Raw genomic sequence first — 24,512 nt, forward strand, 5'->3', positions numbered from 1 at the left:
CGGCTGCCGCCGCGTGGGGGCAGCCGGCAAGCGATGGTCGTTAGTAGTCGATCGGGTCGCGCACGATCGGGCAGGTCATGCAGTGGCCGCCGCCCCGGCCGCGGCCCAGCTCGCCGGCGCTGATGGTGATGACCTCGATACCGGCCTTGCGCAGCAGGGTGTTGGTATAGGTGTTGCGGTCGTAGCCGATGACCACGCCGGGCTCCACCGCCACCACGTTGTTGCCGTCATCCCACTGCTCGCGTTCGGCGGCGAAGCTGTTGCCGCCGGTCTCGACCACCCGCAGCTTGGCCAGGCCCAGTTGTTCGGCGACCACCTCGATGAACGTCTTGTTCTCGCGGCGCACGTCCATGCCATAGGGCCTGCTTTCGTCCGGCTGGATGATGAACGGCACGATCTCCCGGACCACTTCCGGGAAGACCGTGACCAGGTCGCGGTCGCAGAAGCTGAACACGGTGTCCAGGTGCATGGCGGCGCGGGACTTCGGCAGGCCGGCGACGATCACCTTCTGCGCCGCGCCCTTGGCGAACAGGTTCTGTGCCAGTTGGCCGATGGCCTGGCGCGAGGTGCGCTCGCCCATGCCGATCAGCACGATGCCCTTGCCGATCGGCATGACGTCGCCGCCTTCGAGGGTGGCCTGGCCGTGGTCCTTGTCCGGGTCTCCATACCAGACCTGGAAGTCGGCCTTGGTGAACTCGGGGTGGAACTTGTAGATGGCGGTGGTCAGCAGGGTTTCCTGACGACGCGCTGGCCAGTACATCGGGTTGAGCGTCACGCCGCCGTAGATCCAGCAGGTGGTGTCGCGGGTGAACTGGGTGTTGGGCAGCGGCGGCAGGATGAAGCTGGAGTGGCCCAGGTAGTCGTTGTACATCTTGATCACGCTGGCGCCTTCGCTCTCCGGCAGGTCCTGGCCGGCCACGCCGCCGATCAGGAACTCGGCCAGGTGGCGCGGCTCCAGGCCTTCCAGCCAGCTGCGCACTTCGTTGGTCAGGCCGACGCCGACGGTGTCAGCGGTGATCTTGCGGTCGAGGATCCACTTGAGCGCTTCCTTGTTCTGCACGATCTCGGTGAGCAGGTTGTGCATCTCCAGCACCTCGACGCCGCGCTCGCGCATCTTGGTGACGAAGTCGAAGTGGTCGCGCTTGGCCTGGTCGACCCAGATCACATCATCGAACAGCAGTTCGTCGCAGTTGCTCGGGGTCAGGCGCTTGTGCGCCAGGCCCGGGGCGCAGACCATCACCTTGCGCAGCTTGCCGGCTTCGGAGTGGACGCCGTATTGCACTTTTTCCGTGGACATGATTCATACCTCCAAGAATGCGAAGACGTGGTTCAAAGGGTCAGGAAGCCGTCGTAGAGGCCATAGGCCGCCACCAGGGCGCCGACCACGACGGCCGCGAAGATCAGTTTTTCCACCGGGGTGAAGATGGGTTGGCCCACCTCGCGCTTGGCCTTGGCGAACAGGATCGCGCCAGGGGCGTAGAGCAGGGCCGAGAGCAGCAGGTACTTCACGCCGCCGGCGTACAGCAGCCAGATGGCGTACAACAGGGCGATGCCGCCGATGATCAGGTCCTTGCGCCGTTCGGCCAGGGCCTGCTCGTAGGTTTCGCTGCGTACCGCCAGCAGGAAGGCGTAGGCCGCCGACCAGAGGTAGGGCACCAGGATCATCGAGGTGGCGAGGTAGATCAGCGACAGGTAGGTGCTGCTGGAGAACAGGGTGATGACCAGGAAGATCTGCACCATGGCGTTGGTCAGCCACAGGGCATTGGCCGGCACATGGTTGGCGTTCTCGCGGCGCAGGAACTCCGGCATGGTGTGGTCCTTGGCCGCGGCGAACATGATCTCGGCGCACAGCAGTACCCACGACAGCAGGGCACCGAGCAGCGAGATTATCAGGCCGACGCTGATCAGCACCGCGCCCCAGTGGCCGACCACGTGCTCGAGCACGGCGGCCATCGACGGGTTCTGCAGCTTGGCCAGTTCCGGTTGGGTCATCACGCCCAGCGACAGCACGTTGACCAGCACCAGGAACAACAGCACGGTGATGAAGCCGATGACCGTGGCCTTGCCCACGTCGGAGCGTTTTTCCGCCCGCGAGGAGAAGATGCTCGCACCCTCGATGCCGATGAACACCCACACGGTGACCAGCATCATGTTGCGTACCTGGTTCATCACGCTGCCCAGGTCAGGTGAGCCCTCACCCCAGATGTCGGCGGTGAACACGTCGAGCTTGAAGGCGAACAGGCAGATCAAGGCGAACAGCGCCAGCGGCACGACCTTGGCCACGGTGGTGATCAGGTTGATGAACGCCGCTTCCTTGATGCCGCGCAGCACCAGGAAATGCACGGCCCAGAGCAGGATCGACGCACCGATGACGGCGGCCAGGGTGTTGCCTTCGCCGAAGATCGGGAAGAAGTAGCCCAGGGTGCTGAACAGCAGCACGAAGTAGCCGACGTTGCCCAGCCAGGCGCTGATCCAGTAGCCCCAGGCCGAGGAGAAACCCATGTAGTCGCCGAAGCCGGCCTTGGCGTAGGCGTACACACCACCGTCCAGGTCAGGCTTGCGGTTGGCCAGGGTCTGGAACACGAAGGCCAGGGTCAGCATGCCGACGGCGGTGATGGCCCAGCCGATCAGCACGGCACCGACACCGGCGCTGGCCGCCATGTTTTGCGGCAACGAGAAGATCCCGCCGCCAATCATCGAACCGACGACAAGTGCAACAAGTGCACCCAGTTTTAGTTTTCCGGGAGAATCAGACATTTAACAACTCCGTGCCAGGAGAAAGTTGACGACAGAATAAATCCGACGCCTTCGTCATTCGCTGATGCAGATCAGTTCATGACGTTGTGAAGTAGGAAAATTCCTTCACGCGCCTCCTGGAGAGTGCCGACAGCGTGGCTGCAGGCCTTGTGCGCTGGCACCTCCATGTCCATCTGGAGCAATCGCTCCACCGGCCTGCGAATGTTGAAGCTAGCCGCTTTTGGGTAATAAGCAAATTTTCCGGGTAAACACATTGTGTACCGGTGCAGTGTGATTCACGTCACGGAAATAACGGGCGTGAAGTTGCAGGTGGCATAGAAATACTGGTTATGAATCTTCTGCCTCTGATCGCCTGGTCTAATATAAATTGGCTGCAGCTTTTATATGAACGCAAGGGTTGTTTCATGCGTATGACAGAACGCAGGGGGGAGGCCCCATGAGCGAACCGGGACAAAAGCTGCGCCTGGGGGCGTTGATCGCGCTGGTGGTCGGTTCGATGGTGGGCGGCGGGATCTTCTCGTTGCCGCAGAACATGGCGGCGCGGGCCGACGTGGGCGCTGTGCTGATCGGCTGGGGCATCACTGCCGTCGGCATGCTGGCGCTGGCCTTCGTGTTCCAGACCCTGGCCAACCGCAAGCCTGAGCTGGACTCCGGGGTGTACGCCTACGCCAAGGCCGGCTTCGGCGACTACATGGGTTTCTCCTCGGCCTGGGGCTACTGGATCAGCGCCTGGCTGGGCAATGTCGGCTACTTCGTGCTGTTGTTCAGCACCCTGGGCTTCTACTTCCCGGTATTCGGCGAGGGCAACACGCCGGTGGCCATCGGCTGCGCCTCGTTGTTGCTGTGGGCCGTGCACTTCCTGGTGCTGCGCGGCATCAAGGAAGCGGCGTTCATCAACCAGGTGACCACCGTGGCCAAGCTCGTGCCGCTGCTGATGTTCATCGTCATCGCCGCCTTCGCCTTTCGTGCCGACATCTTCACCCGCGACATCTGGGGCCTGGGCAATCCCAAGTTCGGCAGCGTGCTGGAGCAGGTGCGCAACATGATGCTGGTGACGGTGTTCGTGTTCATCGGCATCGAAGGCGCCAGTGTCTATTCCGGCCGGGCCTTGCACCGCTGCGACGTGGGCAAGGCCACGGTGATCGGTTTTCTCGGCGTGCTGGCGCTGCTGGTGCTGGTCAACGTGCTATCGCTGGGGGTGATGACCCAGCCGGAGCTGGCGCAGTTGCAGAACCCGTCGCTGGCCGCCGTGCTCGAGCACATCGTCGGGCCCTGGGGAGGCTTGCTGATCAGTATCGGCCTGGCGGTGTCGCTGCTCGGCGCCCTGCTGTCCTGGGCGTTGCTGTGCGCCGAGATCCTCTACGCCACGGCCAGGGACAAGACCATGCCGCGCTTCCTGGCCCGCGAGAACGCCAACCATGTGCCGGCCAACGCCCTGTGGCTGACCAACTGCATGATCCAGGGGTTCCTGCTGATCACGCTGTTCTCCGCAGGCACCTACACCAGCCTGATCTACCTGGCCTCGTCGATGATCCTGGTGCCGTACTTCTGGTCGGCGGCCTACGCCGTGTTGCTCACGTTGCGAGGCGAGGGCTACGCGGGGCAGGAGCGAATGCGCCGCAAGGACCTGGTGGTGGCGCTGGTGGCGCTGGTCTATGCCATCTGGCTGTTGTATGCCGGAGGGCTCAAGTACCTGCTGCTGTCGGCGCTGCTCTATGCGCCGGGGGTGGTGCTGTTCGCCCGGGCCAAGCGCGAGCAGGGGCAAGCCCTGTTCACCCAGTGGGAGAGGCTGATCTTCGCGGCGGTGCTGGTGGGGGCGGGGTTGGCGGCCTATGCGCTGTATTCGGGATTGCTGGGCTTGTGAGCGTCAGGCCGGGCCGGTGCCGGGGCAGGGCGGGGTAGGCCGCTCCGGGCGCGACCAGATCCACAGGTTGCCCAGGGCCATGCCGGCCAGGGCCAGGAACACCGGCCAGCGATGCTCGAGGAAAACCAGCATCAGCGTGGCGCACAGCAGCATGCTGACGGTGGCGCTGACCTTGGCGCGGCGCTGGATGACCTTGCCGTTGCGCCAGTTGTACAGGATCGGCCCGAACAGCCGGTGGTTCTCCAGCCAGGCGCTCAGGCGCGGTGAGCTGCGGGTGGCGGCCCAGGCGGCAAGGAGAATGAACTCGGTGGTCGGCAGGCCGGGCACGACGATGGCGACCAGGCCTATCCCCAGGCTGACATAGGCCAGGATCGCGTACAGCAGGCGGGACAGCTTCGAGCGGGCAGGCTGGGTCATGGTCTCACTGCAAGGGGCGGTCCGGCCACCAGGGGGGGCCGGGTAAGGCGTGTCAGGCCAGTGCGGCATCCGCGGCGTAGGCATGCTTGAGCAGTTCGGTGAAGCGCTCGAAGGCAGCGACCGCGCCACGTTCGGCGGCGGCCTCCTCCTCGGCCGACAGCTCCAGGCTGTCGAGGATGCGGGTGAACTGCTTCCAGCCCTCGGCACGGCCACCGGCCGGTTCGCCCAGGTGGCGGGCACCGAAGCTGTCCGACAGACCCAGGGCCACGGCACGCTTGATCAGGAACGCGGCGCCTAGTTTGGAGCCTTCGGAGACGAAGATCCAGCCCATCGCCTCGCCCAGGCTCGGGTTGTGCAGGGCGCCCAAGACCGGTGCGGGGACTTCGGTGTCCAGGTCGGCCAGGTCCAGGCGGGCCTGTTCGGCGCGGCAGCGCTCGGCCAGGTCGGGGACGATGGCGATCAGTTGTGGGTCGTTGTACAGGGCCTGCAGTTCGGACTGGAACAGGTACTGGGCGACCACGAAGCGTGCGAAGTTTTCGCGATTGTCGAACGGCGCATGGGACTTGACCAGGGCATCGAGCTCGCTGTGCGGCGCATGGGTGATCTGGTTCAGGCGCTGCGAGCGCAGGCTTGGGCGTTCAGAGGCAAGGGTGCTGGTCATGGAGGCGGGTCCTTGGGAATAGGCTGTCTAGTACAAGACGAACCAGGTGAGACGGAACAGTAAAAAAATCTCATCTAGAGGTGAAATTATCGTCAGGGGGCCGCTTCGCGGCCTGCTCCAACAGGGGCCGAGTCGATCACAAATAATGGGCGCTGAAGGGCCATGTGGGAGCGGCCTTGCCGGGGCGCCGTACTGGTTGGAAAGGGGCGCGAAGCGCCCCCTGACTGCAGTCAGATATCCCACACCAGGTTGATGGCGAAGTTGCGGCCCGGCATGGTCAGGCGGTCGAGGTTGGCCGGTTGGGTCACCGCTGCCTCGCCCAGGGCGTCGTAGTCGCGCACCGAGTCCCACTGCCAGTACTTCTTGTCGGTGAGGTTGTACAGGCCTGCATTGACGGTGATGTCGTCGGTCACCTTGTAGAAACCGGTCAGGTCCAGCACGCCGTAGCCCGGGGTGCGGAACTGCGAGCTGGTGCCGTCGGGGGCGAAGAAGGTGGTGTCGTCGACGCGGGTCTTGCGCTTGACCAGGGTCCAGCTGAGCAGGCCGCCGTAGTTCTGCTGCTCGTAGCCCAGGCCGATCACTGCCGTGAGCGGGTTGATGCTGTTGAGCGGCTGGCCGTTGTCGTCGTTGCGGCCATGGGCGTAGGCCAGCGAGCCCTGGGTGTACAGGCCCTGGGTTACGCCGAAGTGGTCCAGGTTCAGGCGGCCCTTGAACTCGGCCCCCTTGATGGTGGCGTGCTTGATGTTGTTGGCCTGGAAGGTCGAGCCCAGATTGGCCGACTGCACGGCGTCTTCGTTGATGAAGTCGCGGTACTTGTTGTAGAACACCGCCACGTCGAAGTTGCCTGCCTCGAAGTTGCCGCGCAGGCCGGTCTCGTAGCTCTTGCTCTTTTCCGGCTCGAGGTCGGGGTTCGGCTCCACGCGATAGCCCAGGCTTGGGTTGTCGAAGCGCCCGTACATGGCCTTGGCGGTCGGCGTACGGAAACCCTCGGCGTACTGGCCGTACCAGGTGTAGTTGTCGTTGAAGGCATAGGTCACGCCGAACTTGGGCGAGACGCGGTGCCATTTCTTGTCCGAGTCGTCGATCCGCTCGGGGGCCTCGCCGCTGCCTTGCACGCCGCGCAGGAACTCGGTGGTCATGTGCGGCTCCATGCGGGTGTAGTCGTAGCGCGCGCCTGGCAGGAAGGTCCAGTTGTTCCAGCGGATCTCATCCTGGGCGAACAGGCTGTAGGTGTCGACGGTCGGGTCCGGGAAATCGCTGACCAGTGCCTGGCCGTCCCGGCTGCTGTCCTGGCCGATGAACGCGCAGCTGCCGCCCACGTTCAGGCAGGTGCCGGTGCCGCTGCGCGAACCGGTGACCTTCTCGTGCTTGAGCGTGGTGCCGTAGGTCAGCAGGTGATCGGTCGGGCCGATGCTGAAGGATTTGTCCAACTGGGCATCGAAGACCCACTGGCGATCCTTGTAGGTGGTCTGGCGATCCCTGAATACCTCGCGCCCCGAGGCCGCGTAGATTTCATCGGTACGCTGGTCGGTCTTGGCGATCTGGTAGTTCAGGCTCCACTTCGCATGGTCGGCGACCAGGCTGTCGAGGCCGAATTCATGATTGATCCCGAAGCGCTCGCGGGTCACGGTGTCGTTGCCCTGGCGCGTGCGATAGGAATTCATGGCGCCAAAACCGGGAATGAAGGGGCCGCCCACCGCGCTGAGGATGTTCTGGTCGCGATCGTCCTTGTAGCGCTCGTAGGTAAAGCCCAGGCGCGCATCGTCGGCGTAGTTCCAGCCCAGCTTGGCCAGCACGTTGGTGGTGCGCACGTCCTCGGGGTTGGCCTGCGTGCGATCCAGGCCGGTGCCGCCATGGCTGCCGTAGGATTCGGTCTCGTGGCCATTGCGCTGGCTCAGGTGCAGCAGGCCGTCGAAGTCGCCCTGGCGGCCGGCCACGGTGGCGGAGGTCAGCCAGCTTTCGTCCGCCGAGCTGTAGCCGGTCTTCAGGCGCGCACCGACGTCCTTGCCGGGTTTGAGGATGTCGTCCGGGTCGAGGGTGAAGTAGCTCACCGCGCCGCCGATGGCATTGCTGCCGTACAGCACCGAGGCCGGGCCGCGAAGAATCTCGACGCGCTTGACGATCTCCGGGTCGACATAGTTGCGTTGGGTCTGGGCGTAGGGGCCGTAGAAGAAGCTGTCTGGAATGGACACGCCGTCGACCTGGGTCAGGATGCGTTCGCCGTCGATGCCGCGGATGTTGTAGCCATTGAGGCCGCTGCGCTGGCCCGTGCCGGCGACCGACACGCCAGGCTCGTAGCGGACCAGTTGCTGGATGTTGTTGACGTTCTGCCGGTCCAGTTGTTCGCGGGTCTGCACGCTGACGGTGCTGGGCACCTGGCTGACGTCCTGGGCACTGCGGGTGGCGCTGACGGTGAGCTGCTGCAGGGCGATGGCGTTGCCTGCCACCTGGCGTTCGAGCACCACGTTGCCGTTGCCGATCTTGCGATAGCCCAGGCCGGTGCCCTGGAGCAGGCGCTTGAGCGCGGCCTCCGGCGCCAGCGAGCCTTGCACCCCCGGCGAGGACACTCCCTCGGCCAACTCGGCATTGAAGCCGACCTGCCAACCAGTGACCTGGCTGAAGGCGTTGATCGCCGAGACCAACGGCTGCTGGGCGATGGCGAAGCGGTAGTCGCCCATGCGCGGGCCGCTGGCCTGGGTGGGCTCTGCGGCCAGCGCCGGCAGGCTGCAGGCGCCGCTGGCGAGCAAGGCCAGGGTCAGCAGCGACAGCTGCCCCATGCGGCGGGAGGAGGTGGACGGACGAGTTGGACCTGTGGACATCGAAGGCGCTCCCTGACGCGCGAACTGTTATAGGTGATGGCTGTTCTTGTTTCAAAACAAGAATCAGTTGCATTGGCTATAACGAGACGGGCAGGGCGGCGCGATCGCGTAAAAAAAGTTCGTCGGTCAGTTGATGATCACCAGCGCGGGGTACTCGTGCAGTTGCGCCGAGGTGATCTGGGCCAGGGCGCGCAAGGTTTCCAGGGGTTGGTCGAGGCGGTAGTTGCCGGTCACCGCGACCTGCTCCAGCTGCGTGTTGCGGTTGATGATCCAGCCGGGGTAGTAGCGGCGCAGCTCGTCGAGGACCTGGCTCAGCGGGCAGTTCTCGAACACCAGGCGGCCGTCGATCCAGGCCAGTTCCTTGCTCATGTCCGGGCGCTGGCGCTGGCTGAAGCCCTGGGGGCCGACGCTGATGCTGTCGCCGGCGCTCAGGCGGATGCGCTGGTCGCTGGCGGCCTGTAGGTCGACGTCGCCGCGTTGCACCCGCACCTGGGCCTGGCCATCGAGGTAGCGCACGGCGAAGTCGGTGTCGTGCACCTGCGCACGCAGTGGTCCGGCCTGGACTTCCAGGGGCGCCTGGATGCCGCCGGGCACCTGGAAATACGCCTCGCCCTGGAGCAGACGGGCGACCTGGCGGCCCTCGCGCAGGTCGCTGGCGAAGGCCGAGTTGGTGTTGAGCAGCACCTGCGCGCCATCGTCCAGTTGCAGGCGCTGGCGCTCGCCGACCACAGTCAGGTGATCGGCTTGCAGGCGTACCGGCAGGTTGCCGAAGGTGAACAGCCCGACCAGCAACACGGCGGCGGTGGCCAGAGGTTTCCAGTGGGCACGCAGGCGCCCGCCAAGGGAGCGGCGGCGGTTGTGGTGCAGGTGGCTGGCGGCCTGGCGCAGGGGCGCGCCGTTCCACAGGGCTTCGGCCTCGACATAGGCCTCGGCGTTTTCCGGGGCGGCGCTCAACCAGGCTTCGAAGGCACGGGTATCGTCCTCGCTGGCGCATTGCAGGCGCACGAGCCAGTCCAGTGCCTCGTCCATGGCACGGGCACGGGCGTCAGGCCCGGCGGGTGACGGGCGAGGGACGGGGCTGTCGGTCACGGAGGTTCCTTGCGGTAGGTTTTTTTTTGAATGATCAGGGCTGCGGCGAGGCATGGCAAGGGCTTTGCCTCGGTCGGCCGGCGAGCGGTCGGCTCACTTGAGCCGGTCGGCCACGCCCATGCAGATGGCCATGATCAGTTTCAGTTCCTTCTGCACCGTGCTGGCCGAGACCTTCAACTGTTCGGCGATTTCCAGGTAGCTGGCGCCATGCAGGCGGCTGAGGATGAAGATCCGCTGCTGGCGCGCAGTGAGCTGGCCAAGGCTGACACTCAGGTGCCTGAGCAATTGTTCGGCATGGGCGGCGTCCTCGCTGCTGCCGGCCTGGGCGGCGACATTGTGCAGCACCTGCTCGGGGACATCGTCGACCAGGGTCCGTGCCTGCACCCGGCGTGCCCGCAAGTGGTCGAGGGCAAGGTTGCGCGCAGTCTGGAAGACGAACGGCTCGAGGTGCTCGATGGGGCGTTCGCCCAAGGCACGGGTGACCCGTAGGTAGGTTTCCTGCAGCAAGTCCTCGGCCGTGCTGGGGTTGCCGACCATGCGCTGCAACGTACGCAGCAGGGTGAGGCGCTGGGTTAGGAAGACTGTGTTGAACCGGGACTGACTCACGGGGAAACCTGGGCCGATAGAAGGTGAATGATAATGCTTATCATCATTGGCCGAGGTCAAGCCTGGAAGTGTCACGATTAGGTAAAGATCGGCAGCCGTCGCTTTCCCAATGCCGGTGAGTCAAGGCCTCAACGGCCATTTGGGGCCGCTTCGCGCCCCATCGCCGGCAAGCCGGCTCCCACAGGGGTACGAGTCGTACCCTGGATGATGCGGTTTGCAGGGGCTCTGTGGGAGCCGGCTTGCCGGCGATGGCTGCAAAGCAGCCCTGCCCATACCCCGTCAGCTATCAGCGGGCGTTGCACAGCGCCAGGCAGTTGTCCAGCATGCGGTTGGAGAAGCCCCATTCGTTGTCGTACCAGGCCAATACCTTGAGCATCCGACCGTTGGCCCGGGTATGGTTGGCATCGAAGATCGACGACAGCGGGTTGTGGTTGAAATCGCACGACACCAGCGGCAGGGCGTTGTAGCCCAGCACCCGGGAATGCCGGCTGGCCTCGAGGAACAAGCTGTTGACTTCCTCGGCGCTGGCCTCGCGCTTGAGGTTGACGGTCAGGTCCACCAGCGACACGTTGATCACCGGTACCCTGACCGCCATGCCAGTGAGCTTGCCGGCCAGTTCCGGCAGCACCAGGCCCACGGCCTCGGCGGCGCCGGTCTTGCTCGGGATCATCGACTGGGTCGCCGAACGTGCACGGTACGGATCGCCGTGATAGACATCGGTGAGCACCTGGTCGTTGGTGTAGGCATGGATGGTGGTCATCAGGCCCTGCTCGATGCCGAACTCGCGGTGCAGCACCTGGGCGATCGGCGCCAGGCAGTTGGTGGTGCAGGAAGCATTGGAAATGACCTGGTGCGAGGCGCGCAGGATATCGTGGTTGACCCCATACACCACCGTGGCATCGGCGCCCTTGGCCGGTGCCGAGACGATCACCTTGCCGGCTCCGGCGGCCAGGTGGGCGGCGGCCTTGGCGCGCTCGGTGAACAGCCCGGTGCATTCGAACACCACGTCCACCGCCTCGGCTTTCCACGGCAGCTCCGCCGGGTTGCGGATGGCACTGACGGCGATACGGTCGCCATTGACCGTCAGGCTCTCGTGATCGGCCTGGACATCGGCCTCGAAGATCCCATGCACGCTGTCGTACTTGAGCAGGTGGGCGTTCATGGCGCTGTCACCCAGGTCGTTGATGGCGACGACCTGCAGGTCCTGGCGGTAGCCTTGGGTATAGAGTGCGCGCAGGACGTTGCGTCCGATGCGGCCGAATCCATTGATGGCGATGCGAAGGGTCATGGCACTACCTCTGGCGGTCCGGGTGAAGCCTGTGGCAAAAAGAGCAGCTTCACTGAAACGGTTTTGTTGTTGGAATTACAAGATTATTCACTGACAGATAGAAAACAAGCCTTTTTGATGGCAGTATTTTGTTTAAACCTACAACGAGTGGTTGGGCCAGCCTTCCCTCGATTGCCTCAGGCACCTTTTCCTTGAGCCTAGGTCGCAATCGTTTGAAGGGGAAATGCCCTGTGAGACCACCCCCACTGTTAGCCTGGAGTCCAGTACATGCATCCGCGCATCCTTGAGGTCACCGAACGGTTGGTCGAACGCAGCCGTCCCACCCGTGAACGCTACCTGGAGCTGATTCGCGGCGCTGCCAGCGACGGACCGATGCGCGCCGGCCTGCAGTGCGCCAACTTCGCCCACGGCGTGGCCGGCTGCGGCACCCAGGACAAGCAGGCCCTGCGGATGATGAACGCCGCCAACGTGGCCATCGTCTCGGCCTACAACGACATGCTCTCGGCCCACCAGCCGTACCTGCACTTCCCCGAACTGATCAAGCAGGCCCTGCGCGAGATCGGTTCGGTCGGCCAGTTCGCCGGTGGCGTGCCGGCCATGTGCGATGGCGTGACCCAGGGCGAGCCGGGCATGGAGCTGGCCATCGCCAGCCGCGAAGTGATCGCCATGTCCACCGCCGTCGCCCTGTCGCACAACATGTTCGACGCCGCGCTGATGCTGGGCATCTGCGACAAGATCGTCCCCGGCCTGATGATGGGGGCGCTGCGCTTCGGTCACCTGCCGACCATCTTCGTCCCTGGCGGGCCGATGCCTTCGGGGATCTCCAACAAGCAGAAGGCCGACGTGCGCCAGCGCTACGCCGAGGGCAAGGCCAGCCGCGAGGAACTGCTCGAGTCGGAGATGAAGTCCTACCACAGCCCCGGCACCTGCACCTTCTACGGCACCGCCAACACCAACCAGCTGGTCATGGAAGTGATGGGCCTGCACCTGCCGGGCGCCTCGTTCGTCAACCCTTACACGCCGCTGCGCGATGCCCTGACCGCCGAGGCGGCGCAGCAGGTCACGCGCATGACCAAGGCCAGCGGCAGCTTCATGCCCCTGGGCGAGATCGTCGACGAGAAGGCGTTGGTCAACGCCATCGTCGCCCTGCATGCCACCGGTGGTTCGACCAACCACACCCTGCACATCCCGGCGATCGCCCAGGCCGCCGGCATCCAGCTGACCTGGCAGGACATGGCGGACCTCTCCGAGGTGGTGCCGACCCTGTCCCACGTCTATCCCAACGGCAAGGCCGACATCAACCACTTCCAGGCCGCCGGCGGCATGGCCTTCCTGATCCGCGAACTGCTCGACGCCGGGCTCCTGCACGAGGACGTCAACACCGTGGCCGGCCATGGCCTGCGCCGCTATACCCAGGAGCCGTTTCTCGAGGACGGCAAGCTGGTCTGGCGCGAAGGGCCGGCGCAAAGCCTCGACGAGAACATCCTGCGGCCGGTGGCCCGGCCGTTCTCGGCCGAAGGTGGCCTGAGGGTGATGGCGGGCAACCTGGGTCGTGGGGTCATGAAGGTTTCCGCCGTGGCGCCCGAGCATCAGGTGGTGCAGGCGCCGGCGCGGGTGTTCCACGACCAGCAGTCCCTGGCCGATGCCTTCAAGGCCGGGGAGCTGGAGCGCGACTTCGTCGCCGTGGTGCGTTTCCAGGGGCCACGCTGCAACGGCATGCCCGAGCTGCACAAGCTGACGCCGTTCCTCGGCGTGCTGCAGGACCGTGGCTACAAGGTGGCGCTGGTCACCGACGGGCGTATGTCTGGCGCCTCGGGCAAGATCCCGGCGGCCATCCATGTCTGCCCGGAAGCCTATGACGGCGGCCCGCTGGCACGGGTGCGCGATGGTGATATCGTGCGGGTCGACGGTGTCGAAGGCACGCTGCAGGTCATGGTACCGGCCGAGGAAATGGCCGCCCGCGAGTTGCCCGAGCCACCCCGGGGCAACGACCTGGGCTGTGGCCGCGAGCTGTTCGGCTTCATGCGCATGGCGTTCAGCCCGGCCGAGCAGGGCGCCAGCGCCTTCACCTCGGCCCTGGAGAACCTCAAATGAAGGCCTTGCTGGTCGGTGACATCGGCGGCACCAATGCCCGTTTCGCCCTGTGGCGCGATAACCGGCTGCATGCCGTGCAGGTGCTGGCGACTGCCGACTACACTCGCCCCGAACAGGCCATCGAGGCCTACCTTGCCGAGCAGGGCATCGGCCGTGGCGCTCTGGCGGCGGTGTGCCTGGCGGTGGCCGGGCCGGTGGATGGCGACGAGTTCCGCTTCACCAACAACCACTGGCGCTTGAGCCGCCGTGCCTTCTGCCAGGCGCTGCAGGTCGAGCGCTTGCTGTTGCTCAACGATTTTTCCGCCATGGCCCTGGGCATGACCCGCCTGCAGGACGGCGAATACCGCCAGGTCTGCCCGGGCGAGGCGGACCCTGCGCGTCCGGCGCTGGTCATCGGCCCTGGTACCGGCCTGGGCGTGGGCACCCTGTTGCGCCTGGATGAACAGCGCTGGCTGGCGCTGCCGGGGGAGGGCGGGCACGTCGACCTGCCGGTGGGCAATACCCGCGAGGCGGCGATCCACCAGCAGATCCACCGGCAGATCGGCCATGTCAGCGCCGAGACCGTGCTCAGTGGTGGCGGCCTGGTGCGCCTGTACCAGGCCATCTGCGCCCTGGACGGCGATACGCCACGGCACAAGACCCCGGCGCAGATCACCGATGCCGCCCTGGGCGGCGAGCCACGGGCGATGGCGGTGATCGAGCAGTTCTGCCGCTTTCTTGGCCGGGTGGCGGGCAACAATGTGCTCACCCTCGGGGCGCGGGGCGGGGTCTATATCGTCGGCGGCGTGATCCCGCGCTTTGCCGAGCTGTTCCTGCACAGCGGGTTCGCTGCAAGCTTTGCCGACAAGGGCTGCATGAGCGGGTATTTCGAAGGGCTGCCGGTATGGCTGGTGACGGCGGAGTTCTCCGGGTTGCTCGGTGCCGGGGTGGCGTTGCAGCAGGCATTGCAGGACTGATTCAAGCGGGCTGCACAGCAGCCCCGACAACAGCGGGCATGAAGACCCGCGCCAACCAGAGGATGGGACGTTGTGAGCACTGCCGGAAAATCGATCCTGATGGTCGACGACGACCAGGAGATCCGTGAACTGCTGCAAACCTACCTGAGCCGGGCCGGCTTCCAGGTCCACGCCGCGGCCGATGGCCAGGGCTTTCGCCAGGCACTGGACAGCCAGCCTTGCGACCTGGTGATCCTCGACGTGATGCTGCCCGACGAGGACGGCTTCAGCCTGTGCCGCTGGGTGCGCCAGCACCCGCGCCAGGCACGGGTGCCGATCATCATGCTGACCGCCAGTTCCGACGAGACCGACCGGGTCATCGGCCTGGAGCTGGGGGCCGACGACTACCTCGGCAAACCCTTCAGCCCCCGCGAGCTGCAGGCGCGGATCAAGGCCCTGTTGCGTCGTACCGAATTCGCCCAGGCCGCGCCGGCCGGTGCCGTGCTGGCCTTCGACGACTGGCGCCTGGACACCATCAGCCATCGCCTGTTCCACCGTGATGGCGAGGAGGTGATCCTCTCCGGCGCCGACTTCGCCCTGCTCAAGCTGTTCCTCGACCATCCGCAGCAGATCCTCGACCGCGACACCATCGGCAATGCCACCCGCGGCCGCGAGCCGATGCCCCTGGATCGCATCGTCGACATGGCGGTCAGCCGCCTGCGCCAGCGGCTGCGCGACACCGACAAGCCACCACGCCTGATCCGCACCGTGCGCGGCAGCGGCTACCTGCTGGCGGCCCATGTCTGCGCGGCCTGCTGAACGGCGCTGGCGCCTGCTGCCGCGCTCGCTGCTCGGGCGCATGCTGCTGCTGACCCTGCTGGTGGTCCTGCTGGCGCAAGGGCTGTCGAGCCTGATCTGGGTGTCGCAGCTGCGTGCCAGCCAGTTGCAGGGCCTGCAGGCCAGCGCCCGCAGCCTGGCCCATTCCATGAGCGCGAGTGTCAGTTACTTCCGCTCGTTGCCGGTGGCCTACCGGCCGATGATCCTCGACCAGTTGCGCAGCATGGGCGGGACGCGCTTCTTCGTCTCGCTCAACGAAAAGCCCCTGGACATGCCGCTGCTGCCGGTCACGCCGCGCAAGCAGGCGGTGATCGAGGTCTTCCAGGAGGTATTGCACGAGCGCCTCGGCCAGCAGGTGGAGATCAGCGTGGCGTTCGTCAGCCCCCAGGAGCTGCGCATCTTCAACAGCGGCCTGAGGCTCGACGAGTTGCCGCGCTCCTGGGCGCACTACTCGCTGACCCTGGAGCCGCTCAACCCGCCGGTGCTGGTGACGCAGATCCGCCTGGACGAGGGCGAGTGGCTGTACATCGCCTCGTTGCTGCCGGAGCCCTACACGGGCCTGGAGGCCGAGCGGCTGCCACGCCAGCAGATCGGCTTCATCGCCCTGACCACGGCCTTGCTGCTGCTGTTCATCGGCCTGCTGGTGCATTGGCAGAGCCGCCCGCTCAAGCGCCTGGCGCGGGCGGCGCGGGAGATGTCGCTGGGGGCGGACGTGGCGCCGGTGACCGAAGGCGGTGGCAGCGAGGTGGCCGACGTGGGGCGCGCTTTCAACAGCATGCGTGAGCGCATCAGTCGCTACCTGACCGAGCGCAGCCAGTTGTTCAGCGCCATCTCCCACGACCTGCGCACGCCGATCACGCGCCTGCGCCTGCGGGTCGAGCTGCTCGACGACGAGCGGATGCAGGCCAAGTTCAGCCGCGACCTCGACGAGCTGGAGCTGCTGGTCAAGGGCGCGCTGCAGTGCGTGAAGGACACCGACATCCACGAGAACATCGAGCCGATCGACCTCAACCAGGTCCTGGAGATCCTCGCCGAGCCCTACCTGGGCGATGGCCGCATCACCGTCGAGGGCCGCGCACTGGCGCCTTATCCGGGCAAGCCGCTGGCCTTGCGCCGTTGCATCGGCAACCTGATCGACAACGCCATCAAGTACGGCGAGCGGGCGCACCTGCGCATCCTCGACAGCGCCACCGGGTTCGTCCTGCAAGTGGACGACCAGGGGCCCGGGGTGCCTGAGCAGCGCCTGGAGCAGGTGTTCGAGCCGCATTTTCGCCTGGCCGGGCAGCAGCAGGGCTACGGTCTGGGGTTGGGGATCGCGCGCAACATCGCCCACAGCCACGGTGGCGAGGTGAGCCTGCTGAACCTGCGCCAGGGTGGCCTGCGGGTCACCTTGAGCTTGCCGCGCACGGCCGACTGAGCGGCGAATGTCACGGTTCGGTGACATTCGCGCATCCCTTCGTTACCTGGCGGCGCCGGTGTGCTGGTTAGACTTCGGGGCAAGCGCAAGCCTCAGCTTGCACCTGCATAACAACAAGAAAGGTTTTCACGATGAATGCGATCACCCGTCTCGCCGCTGTCGTTTCCCTCGCTTCGCTCATGCCCCTTTCTGCCATCGCTGCCAACAACGGCACCGTCGAAGTCCTGCACTGGTGGACCTCGGGCGGTGAAGCCGCGGCGGTCAAGACCCTCAAGGAGCAGATCGAGCAGGACGGCTTCACCTGGAAGGACAATGCCGTGGCCGGTGGCGGTGGTGCCGCGGCCATGACCGTGCTCAAGAGCCGCGCCGTGGCGGGCAACCCGCCGGCCGCCGCGCAGATCAAGGGGCCGGACATCCAGGAATGGGGCGCCCTGGGCCTGCTCACCGAGCTGGACGAGGTGGCCGAGGCCAACCAGTGGGATCAACTGCTGCCGGCCAAGCTGACCCACATCTGGAAATACGACGACCACTACGTCGCGGTGCCGGTGAACATCCACCGGGTGAACTGGCTGTGGGTCAACCCGCAGGTGTTCGACAAGGCCGGCGCCAAGGTGCCGACCACCCTGGACGAGCTGTTCGCCGCCGCCGACAAGCTCAAGGCCGCCGGCTTCCAGCCCCTGGCCCATGGCGGTCAGCCATGGCAGGACAGCACCGTGTTCGAGAGCCTGGTGCTGAGCATCCTCGGCCCCGAGGGTTACCACAAGGCGTTCGTCGAGCTGGACCCGCAGACCCTCACCGGCGACAAGATGGTCGAGACCTTCAAGGTCCTGCAGCGCCTGGGTAGCTACATGGACCCCAACCGCGCCGGCCGCGACTGGAACATCGCCGCCGCCGAGGTCATCAACGGCAAGGCCGGCATGCAGATCATGGGCGACTGGGCCAAGAGCGAATGGACCGCAGCCCACAAGGTCGCCGGCAAGGACTACCAGTGCGTGCCGTTCCCAGGCACCCAGGGCAGTTTCACCTACAACATCGACTCCCTGGCGATGTTCAAGCTCAAGGACGACAACGACATCAAGGCCCAGGCCGACCTGGCCAAGGTCGCCCTGGAACCGGCCTTCCAGACCGCCTTCAACCAGGCCAAGGGCTCGCTGCCGGTGCGCCAGGGCATGGACATGAGCCCGTTCGACGCCTGCACCCAGCAGTCGCAGAAGGACTTCCAGGAGGCCGGAAAAGGCGAAGGCCTGCAGCCGAGCATGGCGCACAACATGGCCTCGTCGCTGGCGGTGCAGGGGGCCATCTTCGACGTGGTCACCAACTTCCTCAACGACCCCAAGGCCGATCCGGCCAAGGCGGCCCGGCAACTGGGTGCAGCGATCAAGGCGGCCCAGTAAGGCGGGGTGTCAGTTCGGGCCTATCCGCGCCGAACCGCCGCGAATAGGCCAGAACTGACACCGCACTCCATAAATCCATGCACCCCAGCAGGATTTCCTCATGAACACAGTAACCGCAACCCTGCGGGCCTCCCCCCTGGACGCCCTGCAGCGCTGGCTCCCGAAACTGGTGCTGGCCCCCAGTATGCTGATCGTCCTGGTGGGCTTCTATGGCTACATCCTCTGGACCTTCGTGCTGTCCTTCACCCACTCCAGCTTCATGCCCAGCTACAAGTGGGCCGGGCTGACCCAGTACCTGAAGCTGCTGGACAACGACCGTTGGTGGGTCGCCAGCAAGAACCTGCTGGTCTTCGGTGGCCTGTTCATCGCCATCAGCCTGGCTGTCGGCGTGCTGCTGGCGGTATTGCTGGACCAGCGCATCCGCCGCGAAGGCGTCATCCGCACCGTCTACCTCTACCCCATGGCCCTGTCGATGATCGTCACCGGCACCGCCTGGAAGTGGCTGCTCAACCCCGGCCTGGGCCTGGACAAGCTCCTGCGCGACTGGGGCTGGGAGGGGTTTCGCTTCGACTGGCTGGTAGACCCGGACCGGGTCGTCTACTGCCTGGTGATCGCTGCCGTGTGGCAGGCCTCGGGCTTCGTCATGGCGCTGTTCCTGGCCGGATTGCGTGGGGTCGACTCGTCGATCGTGCGTGCCGCCCAGGTCGATGGCGCGAGCCTGCCGAGGATCTACCTGCGCATCGTCCTGCCGAGCCTGCGCCCGGTGTTCTTCAGCGCCCTGATGATCCTCGCCCACATCGCCATCAAGAGCTTCGACCTGGTCGCCGCCATGACCGCTGGCGGGCCGGGTTACGCCTCCGACCTGCCGGCGATGTTCATGTACAACTTCACCTTCAGCCGCGGGCAGATGGGCATGGGCTCGGCCAGTGCGATCCTCATGCTCGGCGCCATCCTGGCGATCCTGGTGCCCTACCTGTATTCGGAACTGAGGAACAAGCGCCATGACTAGCCCGCGTTGGTTCTCCCCCAGCCGCCTGGCCATCCATGCCACCCTGCTGGCCGCCTGCGCCCTGTACTTGGTGCCGCTGGTGGTGATGCTGCTGACCAGCTTCAAGTCGCCCGACGACATCCGCACCGGCAACCTGCTGAGCTGGCCGGAAGTGGTCACCGGTATCGGCTGGATCAAGGCCTGGGACACGGTAGGCGGCTACTTCTGGAACTCGGTGAAGATCACCGTGCCGGCGGTGCTCATCTCGACCCTGGTGGGCGCGCTCAACGGCTACGTGCTGTCGATGTGGCGTTTCCGTGGCTCGCAGCTGTTCTTCGGGCTGCTGCTGTTCGGCTGCTTCCTGCCATTCCAGACCGTGCTGCTGCCGGCTTCGTTCACCCTCGGCAAGCTGGGCCTGGCCAGTACCACCACCGGCCTGGTGCTGGTGCACATCGTCTACGGGCTGGCCTTCACCACGCTGTTCTTTCGCAACTACTACTGCAGCGTGCCCGAGGCCCTGGTGCGGGCGGCGCGTCTGGACGGGGCGGGGTTCTTCACCATTTTCGGGCGGATCCTGCTGCCCATGTCGGTGCCGATCATCATGGTCTGCCTGATCTGGCAGTTCACCCAGATCTGGAACGACTTCCTCTTCGGCGTGGTGTTCGCCAGCGGCGACGCCCAGCCCATCACCGTGGCCCTGAACAACCTGGTCAACACCAGCACCGGGGTCAAGGAATACAACGTCGACATGGCGGCGGCGATGATCGCGGGGCTTCCGACCCTGCTGGTCTACGTCCTCGCTGGCAAATACTTCCTGCGCGGCCTCACCGCCGGCGCGGTCAAGGGGTGACACATGGCACGGCTCGAACTTCGCAACGTCAACAAACGCTACGGCAGCGGCCTGCCGGATACCCTCAAGGCGATCGACCTGGCCATCGAGTCCGGCGAGTTCCTGATCCTGGTCGGCCCCTCCGGCTGCGGTAAGTCGACCCTGATGAACTGCATCGCCGGCCTTGAAGACATCAGCGGCGGCGAGATCCTCGTCGACGGTGCCGACATCAGCGGCATGAGCCCCAAGGACCGGGACATCGCCATGGTGTTCCAGTCCTACGCGCTGTACCCGACCATGAGCGTGCGCGACAACATCGCCTTCGGCCTGAAGATCCGCAAGATGTCCCAGGCGGCCATCGACGAGGAGGTGGCGCGGGTCGCCAGGCTCCTGCAGATCGAGCACCTGCTCGGGCGCAAGCCCGGCCAGCTCTCCGGCGGCCAGCAGCAGCGGGTGGCCATGGGCCGGGCCCTGGCGCGACGGCCGAAGATCTACCTGTTCGACGAGCCGCTGTCGAACCTCGACGCCAAGCTGCGGGTGGAGATGCGCACCGAGATCAAGCTGATGCACCAGCGCCTGAAGACCACCACGGTATACGTCACCCACGACCAGATCGAAGCCATGACCCTGGGCGACAAGGTGGCGGTGATGAAGGACGGGGTCATCCAGCAGTTCGGCACGCCGCGGCAGATCTACAACGATCCGGCCAACCTGTTCGTGGCCAGCTTCATCGGCTCGCCGCCGATGAACTTCATTCCCGTGCGCCTGACGAAACAGGAGGGGCGCCTGCTGGCCCTGCTCGACAGCGGCCAGGCCCGCTGCGAGCTGTCGCTCGGCGTGCTGGACGATGCGCTGGACGGGCGCGAGATCATCCTCGGCGTGCGCCCGGAACAGATCACCCTGGGGGCGGAGGAGGGCAACGGCCTGCCGGGTATCCGGGCCGAAGTGCAGGTCATCGAACCCACCGGGCCGGACCTGCTGGTGTTCGTCACCCTCAACCAGACCAAGGTCTGCTGCCGCCTGGCGCCGGATGTGGCGTGCCGTGTCGGCGACAGCCTGAACCTGCAGTTCGATCCGGGGCGGGTGCTGCTGTTCGACGCGGTCAGCGGCGAACGCCTGGACCTGGCCACGCCGGCCCCAGTGGTCAAGGACAACGTGGCTCGTTTCAAAGGGCGCTGAGTCGTCTAAACCATCAATAACAAGAAATGAGGAACAAGGGATGGATCATTGCAAACGCATCGGGACGCTGGGGGCGCTGGCCATGCTGGCCATCGTCGGCAGCAGTGGCGCACAGGCCGCCGAGGCCTTCTCGACGGAGTCGAAATGGATGACCGGTGACTGGGGCGGAGCCCGCACCGAACTGCTGGAGAAAGGCTACGATTTCACCCTCGACTACGTCGGCGAGGTAGCCGGCAACCTGCACGGTGGCTACAACGACGACAAGACCGCGCGCTACAGCGACCAATTCGCCCTCGGCGCGCACCTGGACCTGGAGAAGATCCTTGGCTGGCATGACGCCGAGTTCAAGCTGGCGATCACCGAGCGCAGTGGCCGCAACCTGTCCAACGACCGCATCAGCGACCCGCGTGCCGGCCAGTTCAGCTCGGTCCAGGAGGTCTGGGGGCGTGGCCAGACCTGGCGCCTGACCCAGATGTGGATCAAGCAGAAGTACTTCGACGGCGCCCTGGACGTGAAATTCGGCCGCTTCGGCGAGGGCGAGGACTTCAACAGCTTCCCCTGCGACTTCCAGAACCTGGCGTTCTGCGGCTCCCAGGTGGGCAACTGGGTCGGCGACATCTGGTACAACTGGCCGGTCAGCCAGTGGGCCCTGCGGGTCAAGTACAACATCAACCCGGAATTCTTCGTCCAGGTCGGCGCCTTCGAGCAGAACCCCTCGAACCTGGAGACCGGCAACGGCTTCAAGCTCAGCGGCAGCGGCACCAAGGGGGCGATCCTGCCGGTGGAGATGGTCTGGTCGCCGAAGGTCAATGGCCTGCCGGGCGAGTACCGGCTGGGCTACTACTACAGCACCGCCAAGGCCGACGATGTCTACGAAGACGTCAATGGCCAGCCCCAAGGCATCACCGGCAACGACTTCAAGTCCCACTCCAGCAAGCATGGCTGGTGGGTGGTGGCGCAGCAGCAGGTCACCGCCCATGGCGGCGACGTCAATCGTGGCCTGAGCCTGTTCGCCAATTTCACCGTGCACGACAAGGCCACCAACGTCATCGACAACTACCAGCAGCTCGGCCTGGTCTACAAGGGGCCCTTCGATGCCCGGCCCAAGGATGACATCGGCTTCGGCATCGCCCGTATCCACGTCAACGACGACGTGAAGAAGCGCGCCGGGCAGCTCAATGCCGCCAGCGGCATCGACGACTACGACAACCCAGGCTTCGTGCCGCTGCAGCGCACCGAGTACAACGCCGAGCTGTACTACGGCTTCCACGTCACCAACTGGCTGACCGTGCGCCCCAACCTGCAATACATCAAGAGCCCGGGCGGGGTGGACGAGGTGGACAACGCGCTGGTCGCGGGCCTGAAGATTCAGTCGTCATTCTGAGAAAAATTGTTGTAAATTTACGCCATCCATTCTTGGCAACCCTGTTCCCACTGGCCCGCAGTGGCAACAGGGCCCAGGTCGAGACAGCGCTATCTCAACAACAAGAGCCTTGCAACCATGCCCGAACATCCGCTCCATCGCTTCTTCACCTCGCAGCGGCCCAGGCCGACCTTCGAGTGGGAGCGTTACCAGCAGCGCGATGTGCTGATCATCGATCATCCCCGTTGCCAGGCGGTGTTCAGCCGCCAGGGCGCGCAGCTGCTGCATTTCCAGCCGGCCGGCGAACGGCCTTGGCTGTGGTGCGCCGAACAGTGGCCGCAGGTCGGTGCGATCCGTGGTGGCGTGCCGGTGTGCTGGCCCTGGTATGGCCGCCACCCCAGCGAGGACCTGTGGCCGGCCCACGGCTGGGCGCGGTTGCTCGACTGGAAGCTGATGGACAGCCGCGAGGACGAGGAAGGCGTGACCCTCAGGTGGCGCCTGCAGCTGTGCGACTGGCAGGTCGACCTGCATGCGCGGCTGGACAGCCGCATGGAGCTGCGCCTGAGCACCGAGCACCAGGACAGCGAGCCCTGCCAGTTGAGCCATGCGCTGCTGGCTTACTGGCGTATCAGCGACGTCTCGGAGATAGCGCTGTCTGGGCTGGAGGATATCGAGGGCTACGACCGCCTGAACCGCCAGGCCTGCCGCGAGGACGGCGCCCTGAAGCTCAAGGGTGGTTGCCAGAAGGTCTATCCGGGCACACCCCGGGTGCAATTGCAGGACCCGGCCTGGGAGCGGGCGTTGTGCATCGATACTGGCGACAGCGACGACACCGTGGTCTGGCACCCGGGCAAGCGTCCGCTGATGGGCGTGAGCGGGCGCGAGTGCCAGCGTTTCGTCTGCGTCGAGGCGGCCAGCGGCAGTGACGAGGGCCTGAGCCTGGCGCCGGGGCAGCGTGCCCACCTGCGCCTGCAGGCGCATCGGCTCAGTTGAGCTCGTCGTCCTCGATGGGATAGCGGCTGGCGTTGAGGCTTTCCTTGATCTTGCGCAGGTGGGGCTGGAAGTCCACGCCACGGCGCAGGGTCATGCCGGTGGCCAGCACGTCGAGCACGGTGAGCTGGATAATCCGCGAGGTCATCGGCATGTAGATGTCGGTGTCCTCCGGCAGCGGGATGTGCAGGCTCAGGCTGCAGGCCTTGGCCAGCGGCGAGCCGGCGGCGGTCAGGCCGAGCACCGAGGCGCCGTTTTCCCGGGCCAGGCGCGCCACCTCCACCAGTTCGCGGGTGCGCCCGGTGTAGGAGATGATGACGAACAGGTCACCGGTGTGCGCCACCGAGGCCAGCATGCGCTGCATCAGCACGTCGGCGTGGGCCGACACGGCCAGGTTGAAGCGGAAGAACTTGTGCTGGGCGTCGAGGGCCACCGGGGCCGAGGCGCCGAGGCCGAAGAAGTGGATCTGCCGGGCCTGGATCATCATGTCCACGGCGCGGCTGACCTGCTGCGGGTCGAGCTGCTGGCAGGCACTGTCGAGCGAGGCGATGGCGCTGCCGAAGATCTTCTGGGTGTAGGCGGCCGGATCGTCGTCGGCCTCCACGGCGCGGCTGACGTAGGCGGCGCCGCTGGCCAGGCTCTGCGCCAGTTGCAGCTTCAGCTCAGGGTAGCCGCTGACGCCGAACGAGCGGCAGAAACGGTTGACGGTCGGCTCGCTGACCTTGGCCGCCTGGGCCAGGGCGGCGATGCTGAAGCGGGTGGCTTGTTGCGGGTTGAGCAGGATGACCTCGGCGACTTTGCGTTCGGCCTTGTTCAGCTCGTCGAGGCGTCCCTGGATCTGTTCCAGGAGGTTTCGCACGCGGTCCATGGTATGTCCTTGGGTCGGGAAGACGGCCGGCTGGTGGAACAGCAGGCTTTTTGCACGGTGTCTATCGTACTGGCGGTAAGGTTGCCGCACCACTTGTCTGTAACATTTGTCGGTAAT

20 protein-coding genes are annotated in these 24,512 nt (G+C 65.6%); 11 read left to right on the forward strand and 9 right to left on the reverse strand.

Features of this window, described 5'->3' with window-relative positions; all coding sequences use genetic code 11:
- Nucleotides 1–40: 40 nt before the first annotated feature.
- Nucleotides 41–1,297, reverse strand: coding sequence for an arginine deiminase (arcA, locus tag ACDI39_RS22810; RefSeq protein ID WP_225787212.1), 1,257 nt, complete (start codon nucleotides 1,295–1,297; stop codon nucleotides 41–43).
- Nucleotides 1,298–1,329: 32 nt separating this feature from the next.
- Nucleotides 1,330–2,757, reverse strand: a complete 1,428-nt coding sequence (gene arcD, locus ACDI39_RS22815; RefSeq protein ID WP_225787213.1) for an arginine-ornithine antiporter — start codon at nucleotides 2,755–2,757, stop codon at nucleotides 1,330–1,332.
- Nucleotides 2,758–3,193: 436 nt separating this feature from the next.
- On the opposite strand from arcD (ACDI39_RS22815), the gene arcD (ACDI39_RS22820) reads away from it, so the two are divergent.
- Nucleotides 3,194–4,621, forward strand: a complete 1,428-nt coding sequence (gene arcD, locus ACDI39_RS22820) for an arginine-ornithine antiporter (protein WP_225787214.1) — start codon at nucleotides 3,194–3,196, stop codon at nucleotides 4,619–4,621.
- Nucleotides 4,622–4,624: 3 nt separating this feature from the next.
- Here arcD (ACDI39_RS22820) and ACDI39_RS22825 read toward each other — a convergent pair whose 3' ends face one another.
- From ACDI39_RS22825 to gap, 6 genes are all read right to left on the reverse strand, one after another.
- Complete coding sequence (locus tag ACDI39_RS22825) at nucleotides 4,625–5,038, reverse strand: YbaN family protein (protein WP_225787215.1); 414 nt, start codon at nucleotides 5,036–5,038, stop codon at nucleotides 4,625–4,627.
- A 52-nt stretch (nucleotides 5,039–5,090) separates the two neighbouring features.
- The gene (locus ACDI39_RS22830; RefSeq protein WP_225787216.1) at nucleotides 5,091–5,699 is read right to left on the reverse strand and encodes a biliverdin-producing heme oxygenase; all 609 of its coding nucleotides are present in this window, start codon (nucleotides 5,697–5,699) and stop codon (nucleotides 5,091–5,093) included.
- Between the two features lie 230 nt (nucleotides 5,700–5,929).
- Nucleotides 5,930–8,518 (reverse strand): TonB-dependent receptor, encoded by a 2,589-nt coding sequence (locus tag ACDI39_RS22835; RefSeq protein WP_486537076.1) that lies wholly within the window; start codon nucleotides 8,516–8,518, stop codon nucleotides 5,930–5,932.
- A 126-nt stretch (nucleotides 8,519–8,644) separates the two neighbouring features.
- On the reverse strand, nucleotides 8,645–9,607 hold the full coding sequence (locus ACDI39_RS22840; protein WP_486537077.1) for a FecR family protein: 963 nt from the start codon (nucleotides 9,605–9,607) through the stop codon (nucleotides 8,645–8,647).
- A 93-nt stretch (nucleotides 9,608–9,700) separates the two neighbouring features.
- Nucleotides 9,701–10,213 carry an RNA polymerase sigma factor gene (locus tag ACDI39_RS22845; RefSeq protein ID WP_225787219.1) on the reverse strand — a complete coding sequence of 171 codons (513 nt, stop codon included), beginning with the start codon at nucleotides 10,211–10,213 and terminating at the stop codon, nucleotides 9,701–9,703.
- 286 nt (nucleotides 10,214–10,499) lie between these two features.
- Nucleotides 10,500–11,501, reverse strand: a complete 1,002-nt coding sequence (gene gap, locus ACDI39_RS22850; RefSeq protein WP_225787220.1) for a type I glyceraldehyde-3-phosphate dehydrogenase — start codon at nucleotides 11,499–11,501, stop codon at nucleotides 10,500–10,502.
- Between the two features lie 267 nt (nucleotides 11,502–11,768).
- Between gap and edd the strand changes: the two genes are divergently transcribed.
- From edd to ACDI39_RS22900, 10 genes are all read left to right on the forward strand, one after another.
- Nucleotides 11,769–13,595 (forward strand): phosphogluconate dehydratase, encoded by a 1,827-nt coding sequence (gene edd / locus ACDI39_RS22855; protein WP_225787221.1) that lies wholly within the window; start codon nucleotides 11,769–11,771, stop codon nucleotides 13,593–13,595.
- Nucleotides 13,592–14,551, forward strand: a complete 960-nt coding sequence (locus tag ACDI39_RS22860; protein WP_225787222.1) for a glucokinase — start codon at nucleotides 13,592–13,594, stop codon at nucleotides 14,549–14,551. The genes edd and ACDI39_RS22860 overlap by 4 nt, the downstream gene beginning before the upstream one ends.
- 72 nt (nucleotides 14,552–14,623) lie before the next feature.
- Entirely contained in the window at nucleotides 14,624–15,349 is a 726-nt protein-coding gene (gene gltR, locus ACDI39_RS22865; RefSeq protein ID WP_225787223.1) for a two-component system response regulator GltR, read from the forward strand.
- Nucleotides 15,330–16,784, forward strand: coding sequence for an ATP-binding protein (locus tag ACDI39_RS22870; protein ID WP_225787224.1), 1,455 nt, complete (start codon nucleotides 15,330–15,332; stop codon nucleotides 16,782–16,784). Before gltR ends, ACDI39_RS22870 begins: the two co-directional genes overlap by 20 nt.
- A gap of 131 nt (nucleotides 16,785–16,915) precedes the next feature.
- The gene (locus tag ACDI39_RS22875) at nucleotides 16,916–18,178 is read left to right on the forward strand and encodes an ABC transporter substrate-binding protein (RefSeq protein WP_253101986.1); all 1,263 of its coding nucleotides are present in this window, start codon (nucleotides 16,916–16,918) and stop codon (nucleotides 18,176–18,178) included.
- 100 nt (nucleotides 18,179–18,278) lie between these two features.
- A complete protein-coding gene (locus tag ACDI39_RS22880; protein ID WP_225787226.1) occupies nucleotides 18,279–19,187 on the forward strand; it encodes a carbohydrate ABC transporter permease in 909 nt (302 codons plus the stop codon).
- Complete coding sequence (locus ACDI39_RS22885) at nucleotides 19,180–20,016, forward strand: carbohydrate ABC transporter permease (RefSeq protein ID WP_225787227.1); 837 nt, start codon at nucleotides 19,180–19,182, stop codon at nucleotides 20,014–20,016. Before ACDI39_RS22880 ends, ACDI39_RS22885 begins: the two co-directional genes overlap by 8 nt.
- A 3-nt stretch (nucleotides 20,017–20,019) precedes the next feature.
- Entirely contained in the window at nucleotides 20,020–21,174 is a 1,155-nt protein-coding gene (locus ACDI39_RS22890) for an ABC transporter ATP-binding protein (protein ID WP_225787228.1), read from the forward strand.
- An 82-nt stretch (nucleotides 21,175–21,256) separates the two neighbouring features.
- Nucleotides 21,257–22,558, forward strand: coding sequence for a carbohydrate porin (locus ACDI39_RS22895; RefSeq protein ID WP_253102001.1), 1,302 nt, complete (start codon nucleotides 21,257–21,259; stop codon nucleotides 22,556–22,558).
- A gap of 117 nt (nucleotides 22,559–22,675) precedes the next feature.
- The gene (locus tag ACDI39_RS22900; protein ID WP_225787229.1) at nucleotides 22,676–23,530 is read left to right on the forward strand and encodes a D-hexose-6-phosphate mutarotase; all 855 of its coding nucleotides are present in this window, start codon (nucleotides 22,676–22,678) and stop codon (nucleotides 23,528–23,530) included.
- On the opposite strand, the gene hexR is transcribed toward ACDI39_RS22900, so the two are convergent.
- Nucleotides 23,523–24,386: a DNA-binding transcriptional regulator HexR gene (hexR, locus tag ACDI39_RS22905; RefSeq protein ID WP_225787460.1), complete on the reverse strand. Its 864-nt coding sequence runs from the start codon at nucleotides 24,384–24,386 to the stop codon at nucleotides 23,523–23,525. The genes ACDI39_RS22900 and hexR overlap by 8 nt on opposite strands.
- Nucleotides 24,387–24,512: the final 126 nt, after the last annotated feature.

The sequence above is a fragment of the Pseudomonas sp. Tun-23181 genome (assembly GCF_057415455.1).